18 protein-coding genes and 1 pseudogene are annotated in these 18603 nt (G+C 69.5%); all 19 read right to left on the bottom strand.

Annotation, left to right across the window (positions count from 1 at the left end):
• Positions 1-9 precede the first annotated feature (9 nt).
• The 19 genes and pseudogenes from ACWHMB_RS02910 to ACWHMB_RS02820 all read right to left on the bottom strand — a co-directional run bounded on the left by ACWHMB_RS02910 (position 10) and on the right by ACWHMB_RS02820 (position 18592).
• Positions 10-1368, bottom strand: a complete 1359-nt coding sequence (locus ACWHMB_RS02910; RefSeq protein ID WP_377481678.1) for an MmgE/PrpD family protein — start codon at positions 1366-1368, stop codon at positions 10-12.
• Between the two features lie 62 nt (positions 1369-1430).
• A complete protein-coding gene (locus ACWHMB_RS02905; protein WP_377481681.1) occupies positions 1431-2618 on the bottom strand; it encodes a CaiB/BaiF CoA transferase family protein in 1188 nt (395 codons plus the stop codon).
• A 179-nt stretch (positions 2619-2797) separates the two neighbouring features.
• Positions 2798-3955 carry an acyl-CoA dehydrogenase family protein gene (locus tag ACWHMB_RS02900; RefSeq protein ID WP_377481684.1) on the bottom strand — a complete coding sequence of 386 codons (1158 nt, stop codon included), beginning with the start codon at positions 3953-3955 and terminating at the stop codon, positions 2798-2800.
• A 57-nt stretch (positions 3956-4012) separates the two neighbouring features.
• On the bottom strand, positions 4013-4918 hold the full coding sequence (locus ACWHMB_RS02895) for an FAS1-like dehydratase domain-containing protein (protein WP_377481686.1): 906 nt from the start codon (positions 4916-4918) through the stop codon (positions 4013-4015).
• Positions 4919-4994: 76 nt separating this feature from the next.
• On the bottom strand, positions 4995-5891 hold the full coding sequence (locus ACWHMB_RS02890; RefSeq protein ID WP_293224478.1) for an MBL fold metallo-hydrolase: 897 nt from the start codon (positions 5889-5891) through the stop codon (positions 4995-4997).
• A 7-nt stretch (positions 5892-5898) separates the two neighbouring features.
• The gene (locus ACWHMB_RS02885) at positions 5899-6540 is read right to left on the bottom strand and encodes a 2-hydroxychromene-2-carboxylate isomerase (protein ID WP_293224476.1); all 642 of its coding nucleotides are present in this window, start codon (positions 6538-6540) and stop codon (positions 5899-5901) included.
• A 246-nt stretch (positions 6541-6786) separates the two neighbouring features.
• A complete protein-coding gene (locus tag ACWHMB_RS02880; protein ID WP_293224474.1) occupies positions 6787-7020 on the bottom strand; it encodes a DUF1289 domain-containing protein in 234 nt (77 codons plus the stop codon).
• 41 nt (positions 7021-7061) lie between these two features.
• A complete protein-coding gene (locus tag ACWHMB_RS02875) occupies positions 7062-7559 on the bottom strand; it encodes a YbaK/EbsC family protein (RefSeq protein ID WP_293224472.1) in 498 nt (165 codons plus the stop codon).
• Between the two features lie 5 nt (positions 7560-7564).
• The gene (locus ACWHMB_RS02870; RefSeq protein ID WP_293224470.1) at positions 7565-8209 is read right to left on the bottom strand and encodes a LysE family transporter; all 645 of its coding nucleotides are present in this window, start codon (positions 8207-8209) and stop codon (positions 7565-7567) included.
• 5 nt (positions 8210-8214) lie between these two features.
• Positions 8215-9123 carry a hydroxymethylglutaryl-CoA lyase gene (locus ACWHMB_RS02865; protein ID WP_293224468.1) on the bottom strand — a complete coding sequence of 303 codons (909 nt, stop codon included), beginning with the start codon at positions 9121-9123 and terminating at the stop codon, positions 8215-8217.
• Positions 9124-9188: 65 nt separating this feature from the next.
• Positions 9189-10115: a 2-hydroxyacid dehydrogenase gene (locus ACWHMB_RS02860; protein ID WP_377481690.1), complete on the bottom strand. Its 927-nt coding sequence runs from the start codon at positions 10113-10115 to the stop codon at positions 9189-9191.
• Positions 10115-12091: pseudogene (locus ACWHMB_RS02855) on the bottom strand (acetyl-CoA carboxylase biotin carboxylase subunit); the annotation flags it as partial. The gene ACWHMB_RS02860 and the pseudogene ACWHMB_RS02855, both read right to left, overlap by 1 nt.
• A gap of 169 nt (positions 12092-12260) precedes the next feature.
• The gene (locus tag ACWHMB_RS02850) at positions 12261-13013 is read right to left on the bottom strand and encodes a DUF4126 domain-containing protein (RefSeq protein ID WP_293224464.1); all 753 of its coding nucleotides are present in this window, start codon (positions 13011-13013) and stop codon (positions 12261-12263) included.
• A gap of 116 nt (positions 13014-13129) precedes the next feature.
• A complete protein-coding gene (locus ACWHMB_RS02845) occupies positions 13130-13918 on the bottom strand; it encodes an enoyl-CoA hydratase/isomerase family protein (protein ID WP_293224462.1) in 789 nt (262 codons plus the stop codon).
• Positions 13915-14427: a DinB family protein gene (locus tag ACWHMB_RS02840; protein ID WP_377481694.1), complete on the bottom strand. Its 513-nt coding sequence runs from the start codon at positions 14425-14427 to the stop codon at positions 13915-13917. Before ACWHMB_RS02840 ends, ACWHMB_RS02845 begins: the two co-directional genes overlap by 4 nt.
• Before the next feature lies 1 nt (position 14428).
• Positions 14429-14830 carry a type II toxin-antitoxin system VapC family toxin gene (gene vapC, locus ACWHMB_RS02835; RefSeq protein ID WP_377481697.1) on the bottom strand — a complete coding sequence of 134 codons (402 nt, stop codon included), beginning with the start codon at positions 14828-14830 and terminating at the stop codon, positions 14429-14431.
• Entirely contained in the window at positions 14817-15158 is a 342-nt protein-coding gene (locus tag ACWHMB_RS02830) for a type II toxin-antitoxin system VapB family antitoxin (protein WP_377481700.1), read from the bottom strand. The genes vapC and ACWHMB_RS02830 overlap by 14 nt, the downstream gene beginning before the upstream one ends.
• A 39-nt stretch (positions 15159-15197) precedes the next feature.
• Positions 15198-16820 (bottom strand): carboxyl transferase domain-containing protein, encoded by a 1623-nt coding sequence (locus ACWHMB_RS02825; RefSeq protein WP_377481703.1) that lies wholly within the window; start codon positions 16818-16820, stop codon positions 15198-15200.
• Between the two features lie 53 nt (positions 16821-16873).
• Positions 16874-18592 (bottom strand): AMP-binding protein, encoded by a 1719-nt coding sequence (locus tag ACWHMB_RS02820; RefSeq protein WP_377481706.1) that lies wholly within the window; start codon positions 18590-18592, stop codon positions 16874-16876.
• Positions 18593-18603: the final 11 nt, after the last annotated feature.

Raw genomic sequence — 18603 nt, 5'->3', positions numbered from 1 at the left:
CGCCGACCCTCACGCGCGCTCCAGCAGCCAGGGCGTGCGCGGCCAGTCGGCCACCTGCCAGAGGCGGTCGAGCGCGCGCTGCAGGTCGGCCGGCGCCACGGTGCCGCTGTAGGCGGCCAGGCGCAGGGCCTTGGCGGCGATCTCGTCGCGCGTCAGCGTGTTGCCGGGGTCGCCCTTGGGTTCGTCCACGCGGCCGTGCAGGCTGCGGCCATCGGTGGTGGTCACGGTCACCTTGCCGATCCAGCGCCGCGGGTAGGCGGCATCCACCTCGGGGTCGAGCACCATCGACACCCGCTCGCGCAGCGCCTGCGTCGGCGCGCTGCGGTACTCGCGCTCGAACTCCGTCAGCCCGGCGTGGCCGAACTGCGCCACCAGCGCCAGCACCGTGCCCATGCTGAACTTGCTCTGGTGCACCGTGCGCGGATCGACGACCGGACCGAGCACGTCGAGCGCGCCCTGGTGCACGTGCGCCACCACCTGCGCGATGTCGCCCGGCTGCAGGCCGTGCTGGCGCACCACGGCCAGCAGGGCATCGGCCGCCGGGTGCGTGTGGCGGCAGCTGGCATGCCACTTGAAAGAGGTCTCGGCCGTGGCCCAGCGCTCGCCCAGGCCGTCGGTCAGGCGCGCCGGATCGGCGTCGTGGCTCATGCCGGCGGCCATGCCCTGCGCGCCGGTGAAGATGTCGGCCGCGCCGGTAAAGCCGTCCTGCGCCAAATAGGCGGCCATCAGCCCGGCACCGGCGGCGTGCGCGGTGTGCAGCTGCTTGCTGTCGGCGGCGGTGCGCAGAAACTCCCACAGGCCGGCCGACTGCGTGCCGGCCGAGCCGAAGGCGTGCCGCATGCGCGCGCCGTCCAGCCCCAGCAGGCTGCCGGTGGCCGCCGCCGCCGCCAGCGTGCCGGCCGTGCCGGTGGTGTGGAACACCTTGTAGTGCGAGCGGCCGAGGAATTCGCCCACGCGGATGCCCACCTCGTAGCCCGCCACGCAGGCGGCGATCAGTTGCCGGCCGCTGGCGCCGACGGCCTGCGCCACCGCCAGCGCGGGTGGAAACACCACCGTCGCCGGGTGGAACACCGCGCCGTTGTGCACGTCGTCCTGCTCGGCCACGTGCGAGGCCGCGGCGTTGGCCATGGCCGCCCCCCAGGGCGAGCTGCCGCGCCCGCGGGCGACGATTTCGCTGGCGCCGTCCGCCGGGCCCATGGTCTGCACGAAGCGCGCGATGCTCTGCACCGGCCGCGCACCCTGCCCGCCCACGGTGGAGCCGAACCAGTCGACCAGCAGGTTCTCGGTGAAGCGGACCACCGGCGCGGGGATGGCGTCGAAGCGCAACTCGGCGGCGAATCGCGCCAATCGTTCAGCCTGCGTGCTCATGTCGATCCTTCAATAAAATCAGCTTGCAGCCGGCGTCCATCAAGCGCAAGCAGCTATGAATTTCATATGGCCTTGGCCGCTCGCAGCGCGGCGATATCGGCCGCGGAACGGCCCAGTTCGCGCAGGATGGCCTCGGTGTGCTGGCCCACGCCCGGCACGGCGGCCATGCGCGGCTCGAAGGCGCTGCTGCGCCCGGGCGGCAGCAGCGCGGGGATCTCGCCCGCCGGCGAGCCGACGCGGCGCCAGCGCCCGCGTGCCTGCAGCTGTGGGTGCGCCCACAGGCCGGCCATGTCGTTCATGCGCGCGTTGGCGATGCCGGCGGCGTCCAGCCGCGCCTCGACCTGGGCCGTCGTCCGGGCGGCGAAGGCCTGCACGATGAGGGCCTTCAGCTCGTCGCGATGCGCGTTGCGGCGGGCGTTGGCGTCGAAGCGCGGGTCGCTGGCCAGCGCCGCGTCATCCAGCACCTGCGCGCAGAACGCGACCCACTCGCGCTCGTTCTGCAGGCCCAGCATCACGGTGCCGCCGTCGCCCACCGGGAACGGGCCGTAGGGGTAGATGCTGGCGTGGCTGGCGCCGGTGCGCGGCGGTGGCGGCGCGCCCTCGTAGGCGTAGTACATCGGGTAGCCCATCCACTCGCCCAGCGCTTCGAGCATGGACACGTCGATCGCGCTGCCCTCACCCGTGCGGCCGCGCAGCAGCAGCGCCGACAGGATGCTGGTGTAGGCGTACATGCCGGCGGCGATGTCGGCGATGGAGCAGCCGGCCTTGCTGGGCGCCTCGGGCGTGCCGGTGATGGACAGGAAGCCCGCCTCGCTCTGGATCAGCAGGTCGTAGGCCTTCTTGTCGCGGTACGGCCCGTCGTCGCCGTAGCCCGAGATGTCGCACACGATCAGGCGCGGATGCGTGGCGTGCAGGGCGTCGAAGGACAGCCCCATGCGCGCGGCGGCGCCGGGCGCCAGGTTCTGCAGCAGCACGTCGGCGCCGGCCAGCAGCTCGCGCAGCACGGCCAGCGCCGCGGGCTGCTTGAGGTCGAGCGTGAGGCTTTCCTTGCCGCGGTTGGTCCAGATGAAGTGCGAGGCCTGGCCCGCCACGCGCGTGTCGTAGGCGCGCGCGAAGTCGCCCACGCCGGGGCGCTCGACCTTGATGACGCGCGCGCCCAGATCGGCCAGCTGGCGGCTGGCGAAGGGCGCGGCAATGGCGTGCTCCAGCGAGACGACGGTGATGCCGTCGAGGGGTCTGGGTTTGGTCATGTCTTGAATGGCTTTTGACTACCGAATACCGGGTACCGAACGCAGAGGACGCAGAGAATTCGCAGAGGGCGCAGAAGGAATACCAATTTTTTGGCTGTTTTTTGCGTCCTCTGCGAGTCCTTTGCGTCCTCTGCGTTCGGCTGTTCCGGCTGTTCGGCTGTTCCGGCTGTTCTGCAGTTTCAGAACGACCGCGGCAAGCCCAGCACATGCTCGGCCACGTAGCTGAAGATCATGTTGGTGGAAATCGGCGCCACCTGGTACAGGCGCGTCTCGCGGAACTTGCGCTCCACGTCGTATTCGCAGGCAAAGCCGAAGCCGCCGTGCGTCTGCAGGCAGACGTTGGCGGCCTCCCAGCTCGCCTTGGCGGCCAGGTACTTGGCCATGTTGGCGGCGGCGCCGGCGTTCTCGTGCGCGTCGATTTTGGCGCAGGCCTGCCAGCGCATCAGGTTGGCGGCCTCCAGCTCGATGAAGGCCTCGGCGATCGGAAACTGCACGCCCTGGTTCTGCCCGATCGGGCGGTTGAACACCACGCGCTCGTTGGCATACTTGCGTGCGCGGTCGATGAACCAGTAGCCGTCGCCGATGCACTCGGCCGCGATCAGCGTGCGCTCGGCGTTCAGGCCGTCCAGCAGCGTCTTGAAGCCGCCGCCCTCGGGGCCGAGCAGGCTCTCCTCGGGGATCTCCAGCTTGTCGAAAAACAGCTCGTTGGTCTCGTGGTTGACCATGTTCAGGATCGGCCGCACCGTCAGGCCCTGGCCGATGGCGCTCTTGAGGTCGATCAGAAAGCAGCTCAGCCCTTCGGAGCGCCTTTTGACCTCGGCCAGCGGCGTGGTGCGCGCCAGCAGGATCATCATGTCGCTGTGCTGGATGCGGCTGATCCACACCTTCTGGCCATTGATGACCCAGCGCCCGTCCTTCTTCTCCGCCGTGGTCTTCAGGCGCGTGGTGTCGCTGCCGGTGCTGGGTTCGGTCACGCCCATGGACTGGATGCGCAGCGCGCCGCTGGCGATTTGCGGCAGGTAGCGCTGCTTCTGCGCCTCGGAGCCGCTGCGCACGATGGCGTTCATCACGTACATCTGGCCGTGGCAGGCGCCCGAGTTGCCGCCGCTGCGGTTGATCTCCTCCATGATGACCGAGGCCTCGGCCATGGACAGGCCCGAGCCGCCGTATTGCTGCGGGATCAGCGCCGCCATCCAGCCGGCCGCCGTCAGCGCCTGCACGAATTCCTCCGGGTAGCCGCGCGCCAGATCCACCTTGCGGTGGTACTCGTCCGGGAACTGCGCGCACAGGCTGCGCACCGCTTCGCGGATCTCTTGACAAGAATCGGATGGGGTCATGTCAACTATTCAATCAATAGCAGCTGGCTCTTGTCCAGCAAGCGTTACAAGCCTTTTTCATTCAAATTCGAGCGCGCCCTGCACGGTCAGCCAGCCCTCGTGGTCGTGCGCCCACAGCCGCACGCCGCGCCCGTCCGCCAACGGCTGGCCGTTGACGAAGAAGGGATGCAAATCAAACGTCGGCCGCACGGCGCGAAACTCGAAGCGGCGCACGAAGCGCCCGGGCGCGTGGCGCCGCGCCAAGTCCACCAACAGCGTGGCGATCAGCGGGCCGTGCACCACCAGGCCGGGGTAGCCCTCCACCTCGGTCACGTAGCGGCGGTCGTAGTGGATGCGGTGGCCGTTGAAGGTGAGCGCGCTGTAGCGAAACAGCAGCACCGGGTCGGGCACGATCTCGCGCCGCCAGGGTGCCTGCTGCTCGGCCGCCTGCGGCGCGGGCGGCGTGGCGCCCGGCAGCGGCGCGCCGCGGTAGACGATGTCGTGCTCCTCGGTGAGCGCCAGGCCGCGCGCGTTGTGCACATCGTGCTTCACCAGCACGAACACCATCTCGCCGCTGCGCCCGCTCTTGTGCGAGACCGACTCGATGCGCGAGACGCGCCGCGCCGCATCGCCCACGCGCAAGGGCGTGTCCGCCTGCCACGCCAGGCGCCCGCCCGCCCACATGCGCCGCGGCAGCGGCACCGGCGGCAAGAAGCCGCCGCGCCGGGGGTGGCCATCCGCCCCCAGTTCGCCCTGCGGCGCCTGCGGCAAAAAGTACAGCCAGTGGCCCAGCGGCGGCACCGCGTCGCCCGGCCGCGGCGGCGCATCGGTGCGGTCGAGCGTGGCCGACCAGCCGCGCAGCGGCGCGGCGGTGATGTCGTCATGTACTTCTTCGCTGCGCCCGGTCCAGGCGCGCAGGCGCTGCAGCGCGGCTGCGTCGAGCGCGGCGGGCATGGCCTGCTGTTCCATGGGATGCTGAATCATCGCTTCGACCCTTCCGATGCGTCTCAACAGAATACTCCGCGGTGGGGCCGGGAAAGCCGCAGCAGCCACGCCGGATTCAAGGCGCCATGCGATAGCGCCCATCGCCATCCAGCCGCACCACGGCCTGCGCCTGCAGCTCGGTCAGGTGCTGGGCGATGCTGCGGCGCTCGGCGCTTTCGACATAGGGCAGCTCGAAGCCCGGCGGGTACAGCAGGCGGCGCCGGACCAACTCGTCCAGCGTGTGCGGACGCTCGCGCAGGTAGCCCAGCAGGCGCTCGCTGCGCTCGTCGATCTTGGCGGCAAAGCGCGCCAGATGGTGCAGAAAGTCGGCCCGCTCGGTCAGCACGCCGCGATGGTGCGAGGTGACCCAGACGCGGGCGTCGATGTCGCGCACGCGCCGCAGGCTGCGGCGAAACTGCGTCAGATCGGATGTCGCGTCGCCGTAGTAGGGGCCGAAGCCCGTCAGATCGATGTCGCCGATGAAGGCCAGGCCCTCGCTCTCGACCACCAGCGCGCAGTGGCCGGCCGTGTGGCCCGGCAGGTGGTGCGCGCGGATGCGCACGCCGCCACCCAAGTCCCACAGCGCGCCGTCGGCGTAGGCGCTGGCGCCGGGCCGGGGTGCGTAGTCGAAGTCGCGCTCGATGGCCGCGCGCATGGTCGCCAGCACGGCGTCGGGGTAGCCGTAGTGGCGCGCCAGGCCGGCCCAGGACTGCGCGGCGGCCAGGTCGGCCTCGTGCACCTGCACGCGCGCCAGCGGCAGGCGGCCCAGCGCCACCATGTGGTCTTCGTGCACGTGGCCGAGGATGACCGCGTCCACCCCGTCCAGGTCGGCGCCGATGTGGCGCGCGACCTGCGGCGTGTCGAAGGCCACGCGCACGTCGGCCCCCTGCACGATGACCTGGTTGCCGTCGGGGTACTTGCCGGACTTCTCGCCCAGGTACACGCGCGCGGCGCCGAAGTGCAGGGCCTGCATGGCCGCCCTAGCGCTTGATGCCCACGGCCACGCCGTCGGGCGCCGTCCAGGCGGCGTCGAGCGCCGCGCCCTCCGCGCCGCCCGCCAACTGGGCGCGCAGCATGGGCAGGGCGTCGAAGCCCCAGAACACGCGCCCGTCCAGCACGAAGCTGGGCACGCCGAACACGCCGGCCGCCAGCGCCTGCTCGGTGGCCGCGCGCAGCGCCTGCTTCACCTCGTCGCCGGCGGGGTCGAGCGCGGGCGCCAGGGTGGCCGTCAAGTCCGCCAGCCGCGCCGGGGCGTCGGCCGCCTGGCCGCCGCGCCACACGTGACGAAAAATCGTCTCCACCACGTAGCGGTTGGGCGCACCGTGGCGCGCGCAGGCCCAGGCCAGGCGCAGCAGGGCCAGGGGGTTGAAGGGGTGGGCGGCGGGCACGGCCAGCTCGATGCCGTTGCGGGCCGCCAGCCAGCTCACCTGCCGATAGGTCCAGTCGCGCTTGGTGGCGATCTCGGCCGGGCCCAGTTGGCCGTGGTGCTTGAGCAGGCCGGCGAACAGCACCGGGCGGTACGTCATCTCGTAGCTCAGACCTTGCAGCGCCTGCGGCAGCTGCTCGAACGCCAGGTAGGCGTAGGGCGAGATGAAGTCGAGGTAGCAATCAACGTGCTTCATGCGTGGCCTTCTTTAGTCCAGCGAAACGGAGAAATCGACGGTGCGCTGGTGTCGCAATGGGTGCAGGCCAAGGCGCGCGCCGCAGCCAAGGCTGGTGCCTTGGCAAGGTGCGCAACGCCGGCATGCGCCCGTTGCGGCACCAGCCCTTCGGGTGAACGCCTGGCAGGGCCGCACTCTTCGTTGCCGTGCTCGCCGGGTGTCCAACCCGGCTGCGCCCGACGCCTCGATTGCAGCCCTGTCAGGCATTCACGCACCGCCGATTTCTCCGTTTCGCTGGACTAGCGCGCGGCGAGCCTGGATGCGCCGCCACACGGCGCGCTTGTCGTCTTCGCTCATGCCGCCCCAGCCGCCGATTTCCTCCAGCCGGCGCTGGCAGCCTTCGCACCAGCCCGTCACGGCGCTGATGCGGCAGACCTGGATGCAGGGCGAGGGCACGGGGCCGGTATCGAAATCGGGGTCGAATTGGGCTGCAGCGCCCATGTCACAAGCGCCAAAAGCTATATTTTTTATAGTGTTCGACATCAGGCGTCCGCCTGCACCACATCCGCCACCGGGGCATTGCCGGTCAGCTTGGCGAGGTCCTGCGGGCGCAGCCTGAACACCGCGTGCGGGTGGCCGGCCGCCGCCCAGATCTCATCGAAGCGAAACAGCTCGCGGTCGATCAGCACCACCGGCGGCGTGGCGTGCGCCACGGGCGAGACGCCGCCGATGGAAAAGCCGGTGCGCGCCTTGACGAAATCGGCATCGGCGCGGCCGGTCTTGCCCACCAGCGCATCGACCTTTTTTTCGTCCACGCGCCGATCGCCCGAGGTGATGACCAGCACCGCCACATCGTCGCTCCGGCGCCGAAAGATGATGCTCTTGGCGATCTGCCCCACCTGCACGCCCAGCGCGTCGGCCGCCTGCTGCGCGGTGCGCGCGGCATCGTCCAGCAGTTGCGGCGCGTGCGGGTGGCCGGCAGCCTGCAGGGCCGCGGCCACGCGCTGCATGCCTTCGGGTTGAGCCTTGGGGTCTTGCATCGCCCTCATCCGGCGCGGGCCGCGCGGTCCGCCATCAGCAGGCCGGCGCCCATGGCCATCAGCACGCCGCCGAACACGCGGTTTTGCGCACGCCGCGCCCGCACCGAGCGCAGCCCCGCGCTCAGGCCGGCGGCCAGCGCGGCGTAGCCGTGCATCACCACCAGGTCGGTCGCCACCGTGGTGGCCAGCAGGATCAGCAACTGCAGGGCCAGCGGCCGGTGCGGGTCGATGAACTGCGGCAGCACCGCGACCATGAACACGATGCCCTTGGGGTTGGTGGCGTTGGTGAGCATGCCCTGCACCAGGCGCTGGCGCACGCTCAGTGGCGCCGCGCGCGCGGCGTCGGCCTGACCCGCCGGCCCCGTCACCGGCGCGCGCCACTGACGCCAGCCCAGCCACAGCAGATAGCCCGCGCCCAGCGCCTTGACCACCATGAAGGCCGCCGCCGAGGTGAGCAGCAGCGCGCCCACGCCGGCACCCGCCACCAGCAGGATGATGGCGAGGCCGATCTGCAGCCCGACAATGGTGGCCGTGGTCTGGCGCACGCCGTAGGTCAGGCCGTGGCTCATGCTCAGCACCGCGCCCGAGCCGGGCGACAGGGCGATCACCCAGGCGGCCACGAGGTAGGCCAGCCAGACATGCAGGTCCATGCCGCTCACCCTGCCCGCTTGTTCAGGATGGCCGTCGCCACGCGCGAGTTGGGCTTGCGTCCCAACTGGGCGCTGATGAAGGCGCCAGCGTCGACCAGTTGGTCGAGGTCGATGCCGGTGTCGATGCCCATGCCGTGCAGCAGGTAGACCAAGTCTTCGCTGGCGACATTGCCGGTGGCGCCCTTGGCGTAGGGGCAGCCGCCCAGGCCGGCCACGGAGGACTGGAAGTTCCACACCCCCAGTTCGAGCGCCGCCAGCGTGTTGGCCAGCGCCTGGCCGTAGGTGTCGTGAAAGTGGCCGCTCACGTGGGCTATGTCGTAGTGCGTGAGCGCCGCCTCGATCGCGCCCTGGATCTTGCGCGGCGTGCCGACGCCGATGGTGTCGGCCACGTCCACGCGATCGACGCCGATGCCCTTCATCAGGCCGGCCAGGTAGGCCACGCGCTCGGGCGCGATGTCGCCCTCGTAGGGGCAGCCCACCGAGCAGCTCATCGAGCCGCGCACGGCCACGCCCTGGGCGTGCGCGGCCTGCACCACCGGGGCAAAGCGCTCGATGCTCTCGGCAATGGAGCAGTTGATGTTCTTCTGGCTGAAGGCTTCGCTGGCGGCGCCGAAGACGCAGATTTCATCGGGCCGATCGCGCAGCGCCGCCTCCAGCCCCTTCATGTTGGGCGTCAGCACCGAGTAGCGCACGCGCGCATCGCGCCGGATGCCGCTCATCACCTCGTGGTTGTCGGCCATCTGCGGCACCCACTTGGGACTGACGTAGCTGGTGACCTCGATCTCGCGCAGGCCGGCGGCCTGCAGGCGCGCCACCAGCTCGATCTTGGCGGCAGCCGGCACGGGCTGTTTCTCGTTTTGCAGCCCGTCGCGCGGGCCGACGTCGATGATGCGGACTTGAGTGGGAAGGGACATGGCGCTCGGGGCAGAGGGACTTTGGCAGTTTAATGGGCACGCGGCTTGCCTGCTGGCTCGCTGGCTCAATAGCCGCGCGCGCGGTCGACCAGTCCCGGCAAAGCCTCGCCGCGCAGCCCCGTCTGCACGGCCTGCGCAATCTGGGCCACGGCCTCGCGGCGCAAGGTCATGGCCGAGATGTGCGGCGTGAGCGTGACCTTGGGGTGCGACCACAGCCAGTGGCCGGCGGGCAGCGGCTCCTCGGCCATGACGTCGAGCACCGCAGCCGCGAGATGGCCGTCGTCCAGCACGGCGCGCAGGTCGTCCTCGACCACCAAGTCGCCGCGCGCGATGTTGATCAGGCAGCCCCCGGGCTGCAGGCACCGCAGGCGCGCGCGGTCGACGAGGCCGCGCGTGGTCGCGGTCAGTGGCAGCAGGCACACCAGCACACGGCTGGCAGCCAGGAAGGCGTCCAGCTCGCCCGCGCCAGCGAAGCAGCGCACGCCCGCGACCGCGCGCGGCGTGCGGCTCCAGCCCAGCACCGGAAAGTCGAACGCCTGCACCGCCCGCGCAACGCGCGTGCCCAGCACGCCCAGGCCGAGGATGCCGACCGGATACGCGCGGCGCTCGCGCGCGGCGTGCGGCTGCCACAGGCCCTGCCGCTGCTGCGCGCGATAGACGCCGAGCTGACGAAAAAAATCGATCAGCGCGTGGCACACGTACTCGGCCATCTGCACCGCCATGCCCGCATCCTGCAGCCGCAGCACCTGCAGCGCGGGCGGCAGGCGCAAAGACAGCAGCTTGTCGACCCCGGCGCCCAGGTTGAACGCGACCTTCAGCTGCGGCTGTTCGTCGAACAACTGCTGCGGCGGGTTCCACACCAGCGCCCAGTCGTATTCGGCGGCCATGCCCGGCTGCCAGGGGTCGATGGGCACAGCGGGCAGCGCGGCCTGCAGCTCGCGCTGCCAGGCCGAGCCGGGCCGCTCGGCGCGGTTGCACAGCAAAATTTTCACGCACCGGACTCCAGGCGCAGCAGCTCGGCGCCCTCGGGCACCTGGTCGCCCGGCGCGTACAGCACCTCGCCCACCACGCCGTCCTGCGGCGCGGCAATGGTGTGCTCCATCTTCATGGCCTCCATCACCGCCAGTGGCTGGCCCTTGCGGACGGTGTCGCCGGCCTTGACGGCGATGCTGACCACCTTGCCCGGCATGGGCGCGGTCAGGCGTCCGCCCTCGCCCGCGCCTTCGCCGGCGCTGGCCAGCGGGTCGAGCTCGGCGATCTGCGTGGCGCCGGCATCGCCGAAGATGTGCAGCACCTCGCCCAGCCGGTACACGCGCAGCACCTGGCGGCGGCCGCCGTAGCGCAGGTCGATCGGTGCGTCGGCGCCCAGGCCCTGCGGCGTGAAGTCGAGCGCCGCCGCGGGCGCATCGCCCACCTGCAGGCTCAGGCCGTCGTCCAGATAGCGCAGCTTGGCCACCACGTCCTGGCCCTGATAGTCGTAGTCGATGCGGCGCGAGGCCACGCCGTGCGAGCGAAAACCGTCGCGGCGCGAGAAGGGGTCGTGGTCTGGCTGGCGCGCTCGCCCAGCACCGAGTGCGCGGCGGCGGCGGCCACGGCCAGCTCGGCGCCCAGCGGGTCCTGGTGGAACAGCCGCGCCTGCTCGCGCTGGATCAGCGCGGTGTCGAGCTGGGCCTGGCTGAAGGCCGGCGTGGCCAGCACCCGGCGCAGAAACTGCACATTGGTCTGCACGCCGACGATGTGCGTTTGCGCCAACGCGGCGTCCAGCAGGCCCAGCGCCTGCTCGCGCGTGTCGCCGTGCACGATCAGCTTGGCGATCATCGAGTCGTAGAACGGGCTGATGGCGTCGCCCTCGCGCACGCCGTCGTCCATGCGCGTGGCGCCGATGGCGAAGGCGCTGTGCGGCGGCTTGCGGTACACATGCAGGGTGCCGGTGGCGGGCAGGAAGTCCTTGTCGGGGTTCTCGGCGCAGATGCGCGCCTCGATGGCGTGGCCGTGGATGCGCAGCTCGTCCTGCGTCAAGGGCAGTGGCTGGCCGGCGGCCACGCGCAGCTGCCATTCGACCAGGTCTTGCCCGCTGATGGCCTCGGTGACTGGATGCTCGACCTGCAGCCGCGTGTTCATCTCCATGAAGTAGAACCTGATCTGCTCGGGGTGCGCGTAGCCGCCGGGCTGCTCGGCAATGAACTCGACCGTGCCGGCGCCGACGTAGCCGACGGCGCGCGCAGCGGCCACCGCGGCCTCGCCCATCTGCTGGCGCAGCGCCGGCGTCATGCCGGGCGCGGGTGCTTCTTCCAGCACCTTCTGGTGGCGGCGCTGCACCGAGCAGTCGCGCTCGAACAGGTAGACGTAGTTGCCGTGGCGGTCGCCGAAGATCTGGATCTCGATGTGGCGCGGGCGCTGCACGTATTTTTCGACCAGCACGGCGTCGTTGCCGAAGCTGTTGGCCGCCTCGCGCTGGCAGGACGCGAGCGCGGCGGCGAAGTCCTCGCTTTGGTTCACCTCGCGCATGCCCTTGCCGCCGCCGCCCGCGCTGGCCTTGATCAGCACCGGGTAGCCGATGCGGTCGGCCTCGCGCTGCAGCAGCGCCGGGTCCTGGTCCTCGCCCTGGTAGCCGGGCACCAGCGGCACGCCGGCCTTGGCCATCAGGCGCTTGGACTCGGCCTTCAGGCCCATGGCCAGGATGGCGCCGGCGGGCGGGCCGATGAACACCAGGCCGGCGTTGGCGCAGGCCTGGGCGAAGTGCTCGTTCTCGCTCAGAAAGCCGTAGCCCGGATGGATGGCCTGCGCGCCCGTCGTCTTGGCGGCGTCGATGATGCGCTGCCACTGCAGATAGCTGTCCTTGGGCGCGCTGCCGCCGATGTGCACGGCCTCGTCGCAGGCCATGACGTGCTTGGCGTGGGCGTCGGCGTCGGAATAGACGGCGACGGTGCGCACGCCCAGGCGCCGCGCCGTGGCGGCGACGCGGCAGGCGATTTCGCCGCGGTTGGCGATCAGTATTTTTTTAAACATGGCGCCCTCCGCGGCTCATCGCCTGCCGCACGCTGCGCGTGCCAGGCAATTTGGCTAGCCCGCGCTGCGCGCGAACGCCGCGATTGGCAATCAGGATCTTGGTGAACATGGTCTCGACCTCGTGAGCGTCAGGGCACGCCTTGCGGCGCGGGCGGCGAGCGGCCCAGGAAAGCCCCGAGCTTGCGCAGCACCAACTTGAAAAACTTGAACAGCAGCACCAGCAGCAGCGCCGACAGCACCAGCATCACCGCCAGCGCCACGCCGAACAGCAGCGGGTGCTGCGTGGCCAGCCACACCACGGCCACCGACAGGCCGTCCTCGAACAGCGACGCCCCCCAGTTGCTGAACGGCTCCGGGCTGGTGTTGATGGCCGCGCGCGTGGTGGCCTTGGTGGCGAAGGCCGTGGCCGCCAGCGAGCCGCCCAGCAGGCCCGCGACCAGCCCCATGGTGCCCGAGTCGGCGCCGAACACGCCGGCCGCCAGCAGCGCGCCGGCGGGAATGCGGATGACGCTGTGCACCGTGTCCCACAGGCTGTCGACCCAGGGGATCTTGTCGGCAAAAAACTCCACCAGCATCATGAAGCCGCTGGCGGTCAGCACCGCCGGGTGCGCCAGCACGTGCAGGCCCGGCGGCAGCGCGATCCAGCCGGCCGCGCCCAGGGCGCCGGTCAAAAAGACGACGGCGTACAGCCGGAAACCGCTGGCCCAGCCCAGCGCCGCGGCCAGTGCCACCAGGCTGGGCATGTCCATCCTGGCCGTCGCCTGGCTGACGGCATCGCCCACCTGGCCGGCGGCGCTGCCGACGGCCGCGGCGGTGCCGGCGTCGGGACCGAAGCCGATGCCGTGCAACCACTGGACGAAGGTCTGGACGAGTTCCTGCATGGACGTGCCTCGTGGGGTCAATCAGTCCCGACGTACCTTGGTTCGCTCGATTACTATCATATCGATAGCTGTTCGCGCTTGATTCACCTGGGCTTGAGCAATAAAACGCTTGAAATTCATGATGACTGCAACCATGCCGGCTTGCGCTTTTGCAGAAAGCTCTGCACGCCCTCCTTGCCTTCGTCGCTGGCGCGGATGTCGGCGATGCCCTCGACCGTGCGGTCGATCAGCAGGCGGGTGATGTCGCGCCCGGCCACGTCCTGCACCAGGCGCTTAGCAGAGCGCACCGCACCCGGGCTGGCCGCGGTGAGGGCGCGCACGATCTCGCCGACCTGGTCGTCGAGCTGCTCGGCCGGCACCACCTCGTGCACGAAACCCATGCGCAGCGCCTCGGCGGCGCCGAAGCGCTCGGCCGTCAGGAACCAGCGGTGCGCCGCGCGCGGCCCCATGGCGCGAATGACGTAGGGGCTGATGGTGGCCGGGATCAGGCCCAGCTTGACCTCGCTCAGACAGTAGTGCGCCGTGTCCACGCTGACGGCCACGTCGCAAGCCGCCACCAGGCCCATGCCGCCGGCGTACACGTCGCCCTGGATGCGCGCCACCGTGGGCTTGGGGCATTCATAAAGCGTGCGCAGCATGAAGGCCAGCTGGGCGGCATCCTGCAGGTTCTCCTCGCGGCTGTAGTCGGCCATGCGGCGCATCCAGTTCAGGTCGGCGCCGGCGCAAAAGGCCGGGCCCTCGGCGGCCAGCACGATGGCGCGCACGTCGGCGCGCTCGCCGAGCTGGACAAAGGTCTCGGACAGGCGAGCGATCACGGCGTCGTTGAAGGCGTTGCGCACTTCGGGGCGACTGAGCGTGACGGTGGCGACGTGGCTGTAGACGTCGATGCGGATGTCGGTGCTCATGGCTTGGCTTGTTCCTGTTGCAGCATGTGGACCAGATCGAGTTCGGGGCAGGGCTGGCCCAGCGCGGTCAGCGCGGCGGTGATCTGCCCGCGGTGGTGGGTGCCGTGGTTGAACACGTGGGCCAGGGTGGTGGCGAACGGCAGCGACACCGCAGTGCCGCGCATGGTGGTGTAGTCCAGCGTGCCATCCCAAGCGGTGGGCGCCAGGTCGGCGATCAGGGGCGCCCAGCGCTCGGCGCCTTCGCGCAGGCGCTGCGCCAGACGGTGACGGTCCGTCTCCAACTCCGCGTCGAGCGCCACGCGTGGTGACGTCCCCTCGGCAAAGCGCACGAACCAAAGTTGATGCTCGCCCACCAGCAAATGATTCAGCGTGCCGTGGATGCTCTTGAAGAACAGGCCCATGTCGCGTCGGTAGTCTTCGTCGCTGACCTGTGCCACCGCATCCAGCAACCGCGCGGTGGCCCACGCGTTGTAGCGCGCCAGGGTGCTGAAGTGATCGGTCCAGTTCACGTCAATGGCCCCAGACGCGCAGGCCCCGGTGCGCGGCCATGGCGTCGTAATCGCGGTCGCCGTGCAACAGCAGGTAGTCGCGGTCGATGCAGAAGGCGGCAATCATCACGTCGATGCTGCTGCGCACGGTGATGCCGCGCACGCGCAGGTGACGATAGTGCTCGGCCGCGGCCAGAGCGATGTCCTCGCCGCCGCAGGGCTCGACGCTCAGCGTCAGCAGCAGCAGGCGCGCCTGGCGCATGGCGCGCTCATGGCGAAATCCGCGCAGCACTTCGTAGAGCACCAGGTCGGGCACGACCAGGCGCGTCTGGCCGTCCTGCAGCAGGCGATCGAGCTCGTCGCAGGCGGCGGTGGGCCGGTCGGCGAAGAAGTCGATCCAGACGCTGGAGTCAACGACCAGCACGGCGGCGCTTCTCCTGTGTTGACTTCGCCGACGTTCTGGCTTGCGGCTTGGTACGTTCTACGCGGTAACCGGCCCGGCGTTCGTGCAGTTCCAGCGCGGCGGGCACGGCTGCGTCGTCGGATCCAGCCTCAGGATCCGGCTGCGTCCAGTCGATGGATTCGTCGCCTTCCCACTTCAGCTTGCCGCGCCACTTCAGGATTTCACGATAGGCGGCCTGCCGCGCCAACAGGCGCAAGCCGGCTTCCACTGTGTCCTTCTTGGTGGTGTACGGGCCCGCTTGCATGGCCTTGGCCAGCAAGTCGTCGTCGATGTCAATGTTGGTTCGCATGATGTGTATAAATTATCACATGAACACACATTATGCACATCACATGCGAAAAACGCCAAACCTGACATCCGGCACCGGCGCGTTCTGCGTCGCCGACAGGCCCAGCGCCAGCATGCGGCGCGTGTCGGCCGGGTCGATGATGCCGTCGTCCCACAGGCGCGCGGTGGCGTAGTAGGGGTGGCCCTGGTGTTCGTATTGCTGGCGGATCGGGGCCTTGAATGCTTCCTCTTCCTCGGCCGACCATTGGCCGCCCTTGGCCTCGATGCCGTCGCGCCGCACGGTGGCCAGCACGCTGGCGGCCTGCTCGCCGCCCATCACGCTGATGCGCGCGTTGGGCCACATCCACAAAAACCGCGGGCTGTACGCGCGCCCGCACATGCCGTAGTTGCCGGCGCCGAAGCTGCCGCCGATGATGACGGTGAACTTGGGCACGTTGGCCGTGGCCACGGCCGTGACCAGCTTGGCGCCGTGGCGCGCGATGCCTTCGTTCTCGTACTTGCGGCCCACCATGAAGCCGGTGATGTTCTGCAAAAAAATGAGCGGAATCTTGCGCTGGCAGCACAGCTCGATGAAGTGCGCGCCCTTTTGCGCCGATTCGCTGAACAGGATGCCGTTGTTGGCGACGATGCCCACCGGCATGCCTTCGATGTGGGCAAAGCCGCACACCAGCGTGGTGCCGAAGCGCGCCTTGAACTCCTGGAACTCGCTGCCGTCGACGATGCGGGCGATGATCTCGCGCACGTCGAAGGGTTTGCGCGAATCGGTGGGAATCACGCCGTGCAGTTCCTCGGCGGCGTACTTGGGCGCGATGGGAGTTTGCAGCGCGCCGGCGCGCATCTTGGTGCGGTTCAGGTGCGCCACCACCTCGCGCGCCAGCGCCAGCGCGTGGGTGTCGTTTTGCGCCAGGTGGTCGGCCACGCCCGACAGGCGCGTGTGCACGTCGCCGCCGCCCAGGTCTTCGCTGCTCACCACCTCGCCCGTGGCCGCCTTGACCAGGGGCGGGCCACCCAGAAAGATGGTGCCCTGGTTCTTGACGATGATGGCCTCGTCGCTCATGGCGGGCACGTAGGCGCCGCCGGCCGTGCAGCTGCCCATGACGACCGCGATCTGCGCGATGCCCTGCGCGCTCAGGTTGGCCTGGTTGTAGAAGATGCGGCCGAAGTGCTCGCGGTCGGGGAAGACCTCGTCCTGGTTGGGCAGGTTGGCGCCGCCCGAGTCGACCAGGTAGATGCAGGGCAGGCGGTTCTGCTCGGCGATCTCCTGCGCGCGCAGGTGCTTCTTCACCGTCATCGGGTAATAGGTGCCGCCCTTCACCGTGGCGTCGTTGCAGACGATCATGCAGTCCACGCCCGACACCCGGCCGATGCCGGCCACCAGCCCCGCCGCCGGCGCCGCGTCCGTGCCATCGCGGTCCGGGTACATGTGCAGCGCGGCCAGCGGCGCGATTTCCAGAAAGGGCGTGCCCGGGTCCAGCAGCATCTGCACGCGCACGCGCGGCAGCAGCTTGCCGCGGTCCATGTGCTTCTTGCGCGCGGCCTCGCCGCCGCCCTGCCCGACCTTGGCGACCGTGGCATGAAGGTCGGCCACCAGCGCGCGCATCGCGTCGGCGTTGGCCTGAAAGTCGGCCGAACGGGCATTAAGCTTGGATTGAATGACGGGCATGGATGACCTTTTACTATGAATCGAATAGCTGTTCGCGCTTGTCGGACGCCGGCTCAAGCCGTTTTTTGTTCGGATATTCCAAGTTCGCGCACCATCGCCTCGCGAATCTTGAACTTCTGGATCTTGCCCGTCACCGTCATCGGAAAGGCGTCGACGAAGCGGATGTAGCGCGGCACCTTGTAGTGTGCGATCTTGCCTTGGCAGAAGGCGCGCACCTCGTCTGCGGTCAAATCCTGTCCAGGCTTGGTGATGATCCAGGCGCACAGCTCCTCGCCGAATTTGGCGTCCGGCACGCCCACCACCTGCACGTCCTGCACCTGCGGATGGCGATAGAGGAATTCCTCGATCTCGCGCGGATAGACGTTCTCGCCGCCGCGGATCACCATGTCCTTGATGCGCCCGACGATGTTGACGTAGCCCTCACTGTCCATGGTGGCCAGGTCGCCCGTGTGCATCCAGCCCTCGGCATCGATCGCCTCGGCGGTGCGCGCCGGGTCTTCCCAATAGCCCTGCATCACCGAGTAGCCCTTGGTGCAGAACTCGCCGCGTTCGCCCACCGGCACGGTCTGGCCGCTTGCGGGGTCGATGATCTTGATCTGCAGGTGCGGCTGCACCCCGCCGACGGTGGACACGCGCTTGTCCAGCGGCGTGTCGGTGGAGCTCTGGCAGCTGACGGGCGAAGTCTCGGTCATGCCGTAGGCGATGGTCACCTCGCGCATGTGCATCTCGCTTTGCACGCGCTTCATCACCTCGACCGGGCAGGGGCTGCCGGCCATGATGCCGGTGCGCAGGGTGGACAGGTCGAACTCCGCAAAGCGCGGGTGATCCAGCTCGGCGATGAACATGGTGGGCACGCCGTGCAGGCCGGTGCACTTTTCGTCCTGCACCGTCTGCAGCACCGACAGCGGCTCGAACGCGTCGTTGGGGTAGACGATGCAGCCGCCGTGCGTCAGCACCGCCAGGTTGCCCAGCACCATGCCGAAGCAGTGGTACAGCGGCACGGGGATGCACAGGCGGTCCTGCTCGGTCAGCTTCATCGCCTCGCCGATGAAAAAGCCGTTGTTCAGGATGTTGCGGTGCGTCAGCGTGGCGCCCTTGGGAAAACCGGTGGTGCCGCTGGTGAACTGGATGTTGATGGCATCCTGGTTGTGCAGCAGCCGCGCCACCTGCGCCAGGCGCGCATCCTGCGGGTCGCCGGTCTTCAGCAGCGCCGAAAAGCGGCTGAAGCCCGCTTCGTCCGCTCCTTCGCCTTCGACGTCGATCCAGAACACGTGTTGCAGATGCGGCAGGGTCTTGGACTGCAGGGCCTCGCCTGCCTTGGCGTGCGCCCACTCGGGCGCCAGCTCGCGCAGCATGCCCAGGTAGTCGCTGGTCTTGAAGCGCGGCATGGTGACCAGCGCCTTGCACGCCACCTTGTTGAGCGCGTATTCCACCTCGGCCGTGCGGTAGGCCGGGTTGATGTTGACCAGCACCAGCCCCGCCATGGCGGTGGCCAGTTGCATCAACACCCATTCGGCGTTGTTGTGCGACCAGATGCCGATGCGATCGCCGGGCTTGAGGCCCAGCGCCAGCAAGGCGCTGGCCAGGCGGCGCGACTCGGTCTGCAACTGGCGATAGGTGTAGCGGCGCTTCTGGTGCGCCGACACCAGAGCTTCGCGCTCGGGAAAGCGCGCGACCATGTCGTCGAAGAAGGCGCCGATGGTCTGCTCGATCAGGGCCGGGCGGGGGGCGCCCTGGGCGTGGCTGTGGGTCAAGGTTTGCTGGCTGCTCATGGTGCTTGTCT

The organism is Ottowia pentelensis (assembly GCF_964341695.1).
The sequence above is the reverse complement of the archived record's forward strand: the minus strand, read 5'-3'. Positions and strand labels throughout refer to the sequence as shown.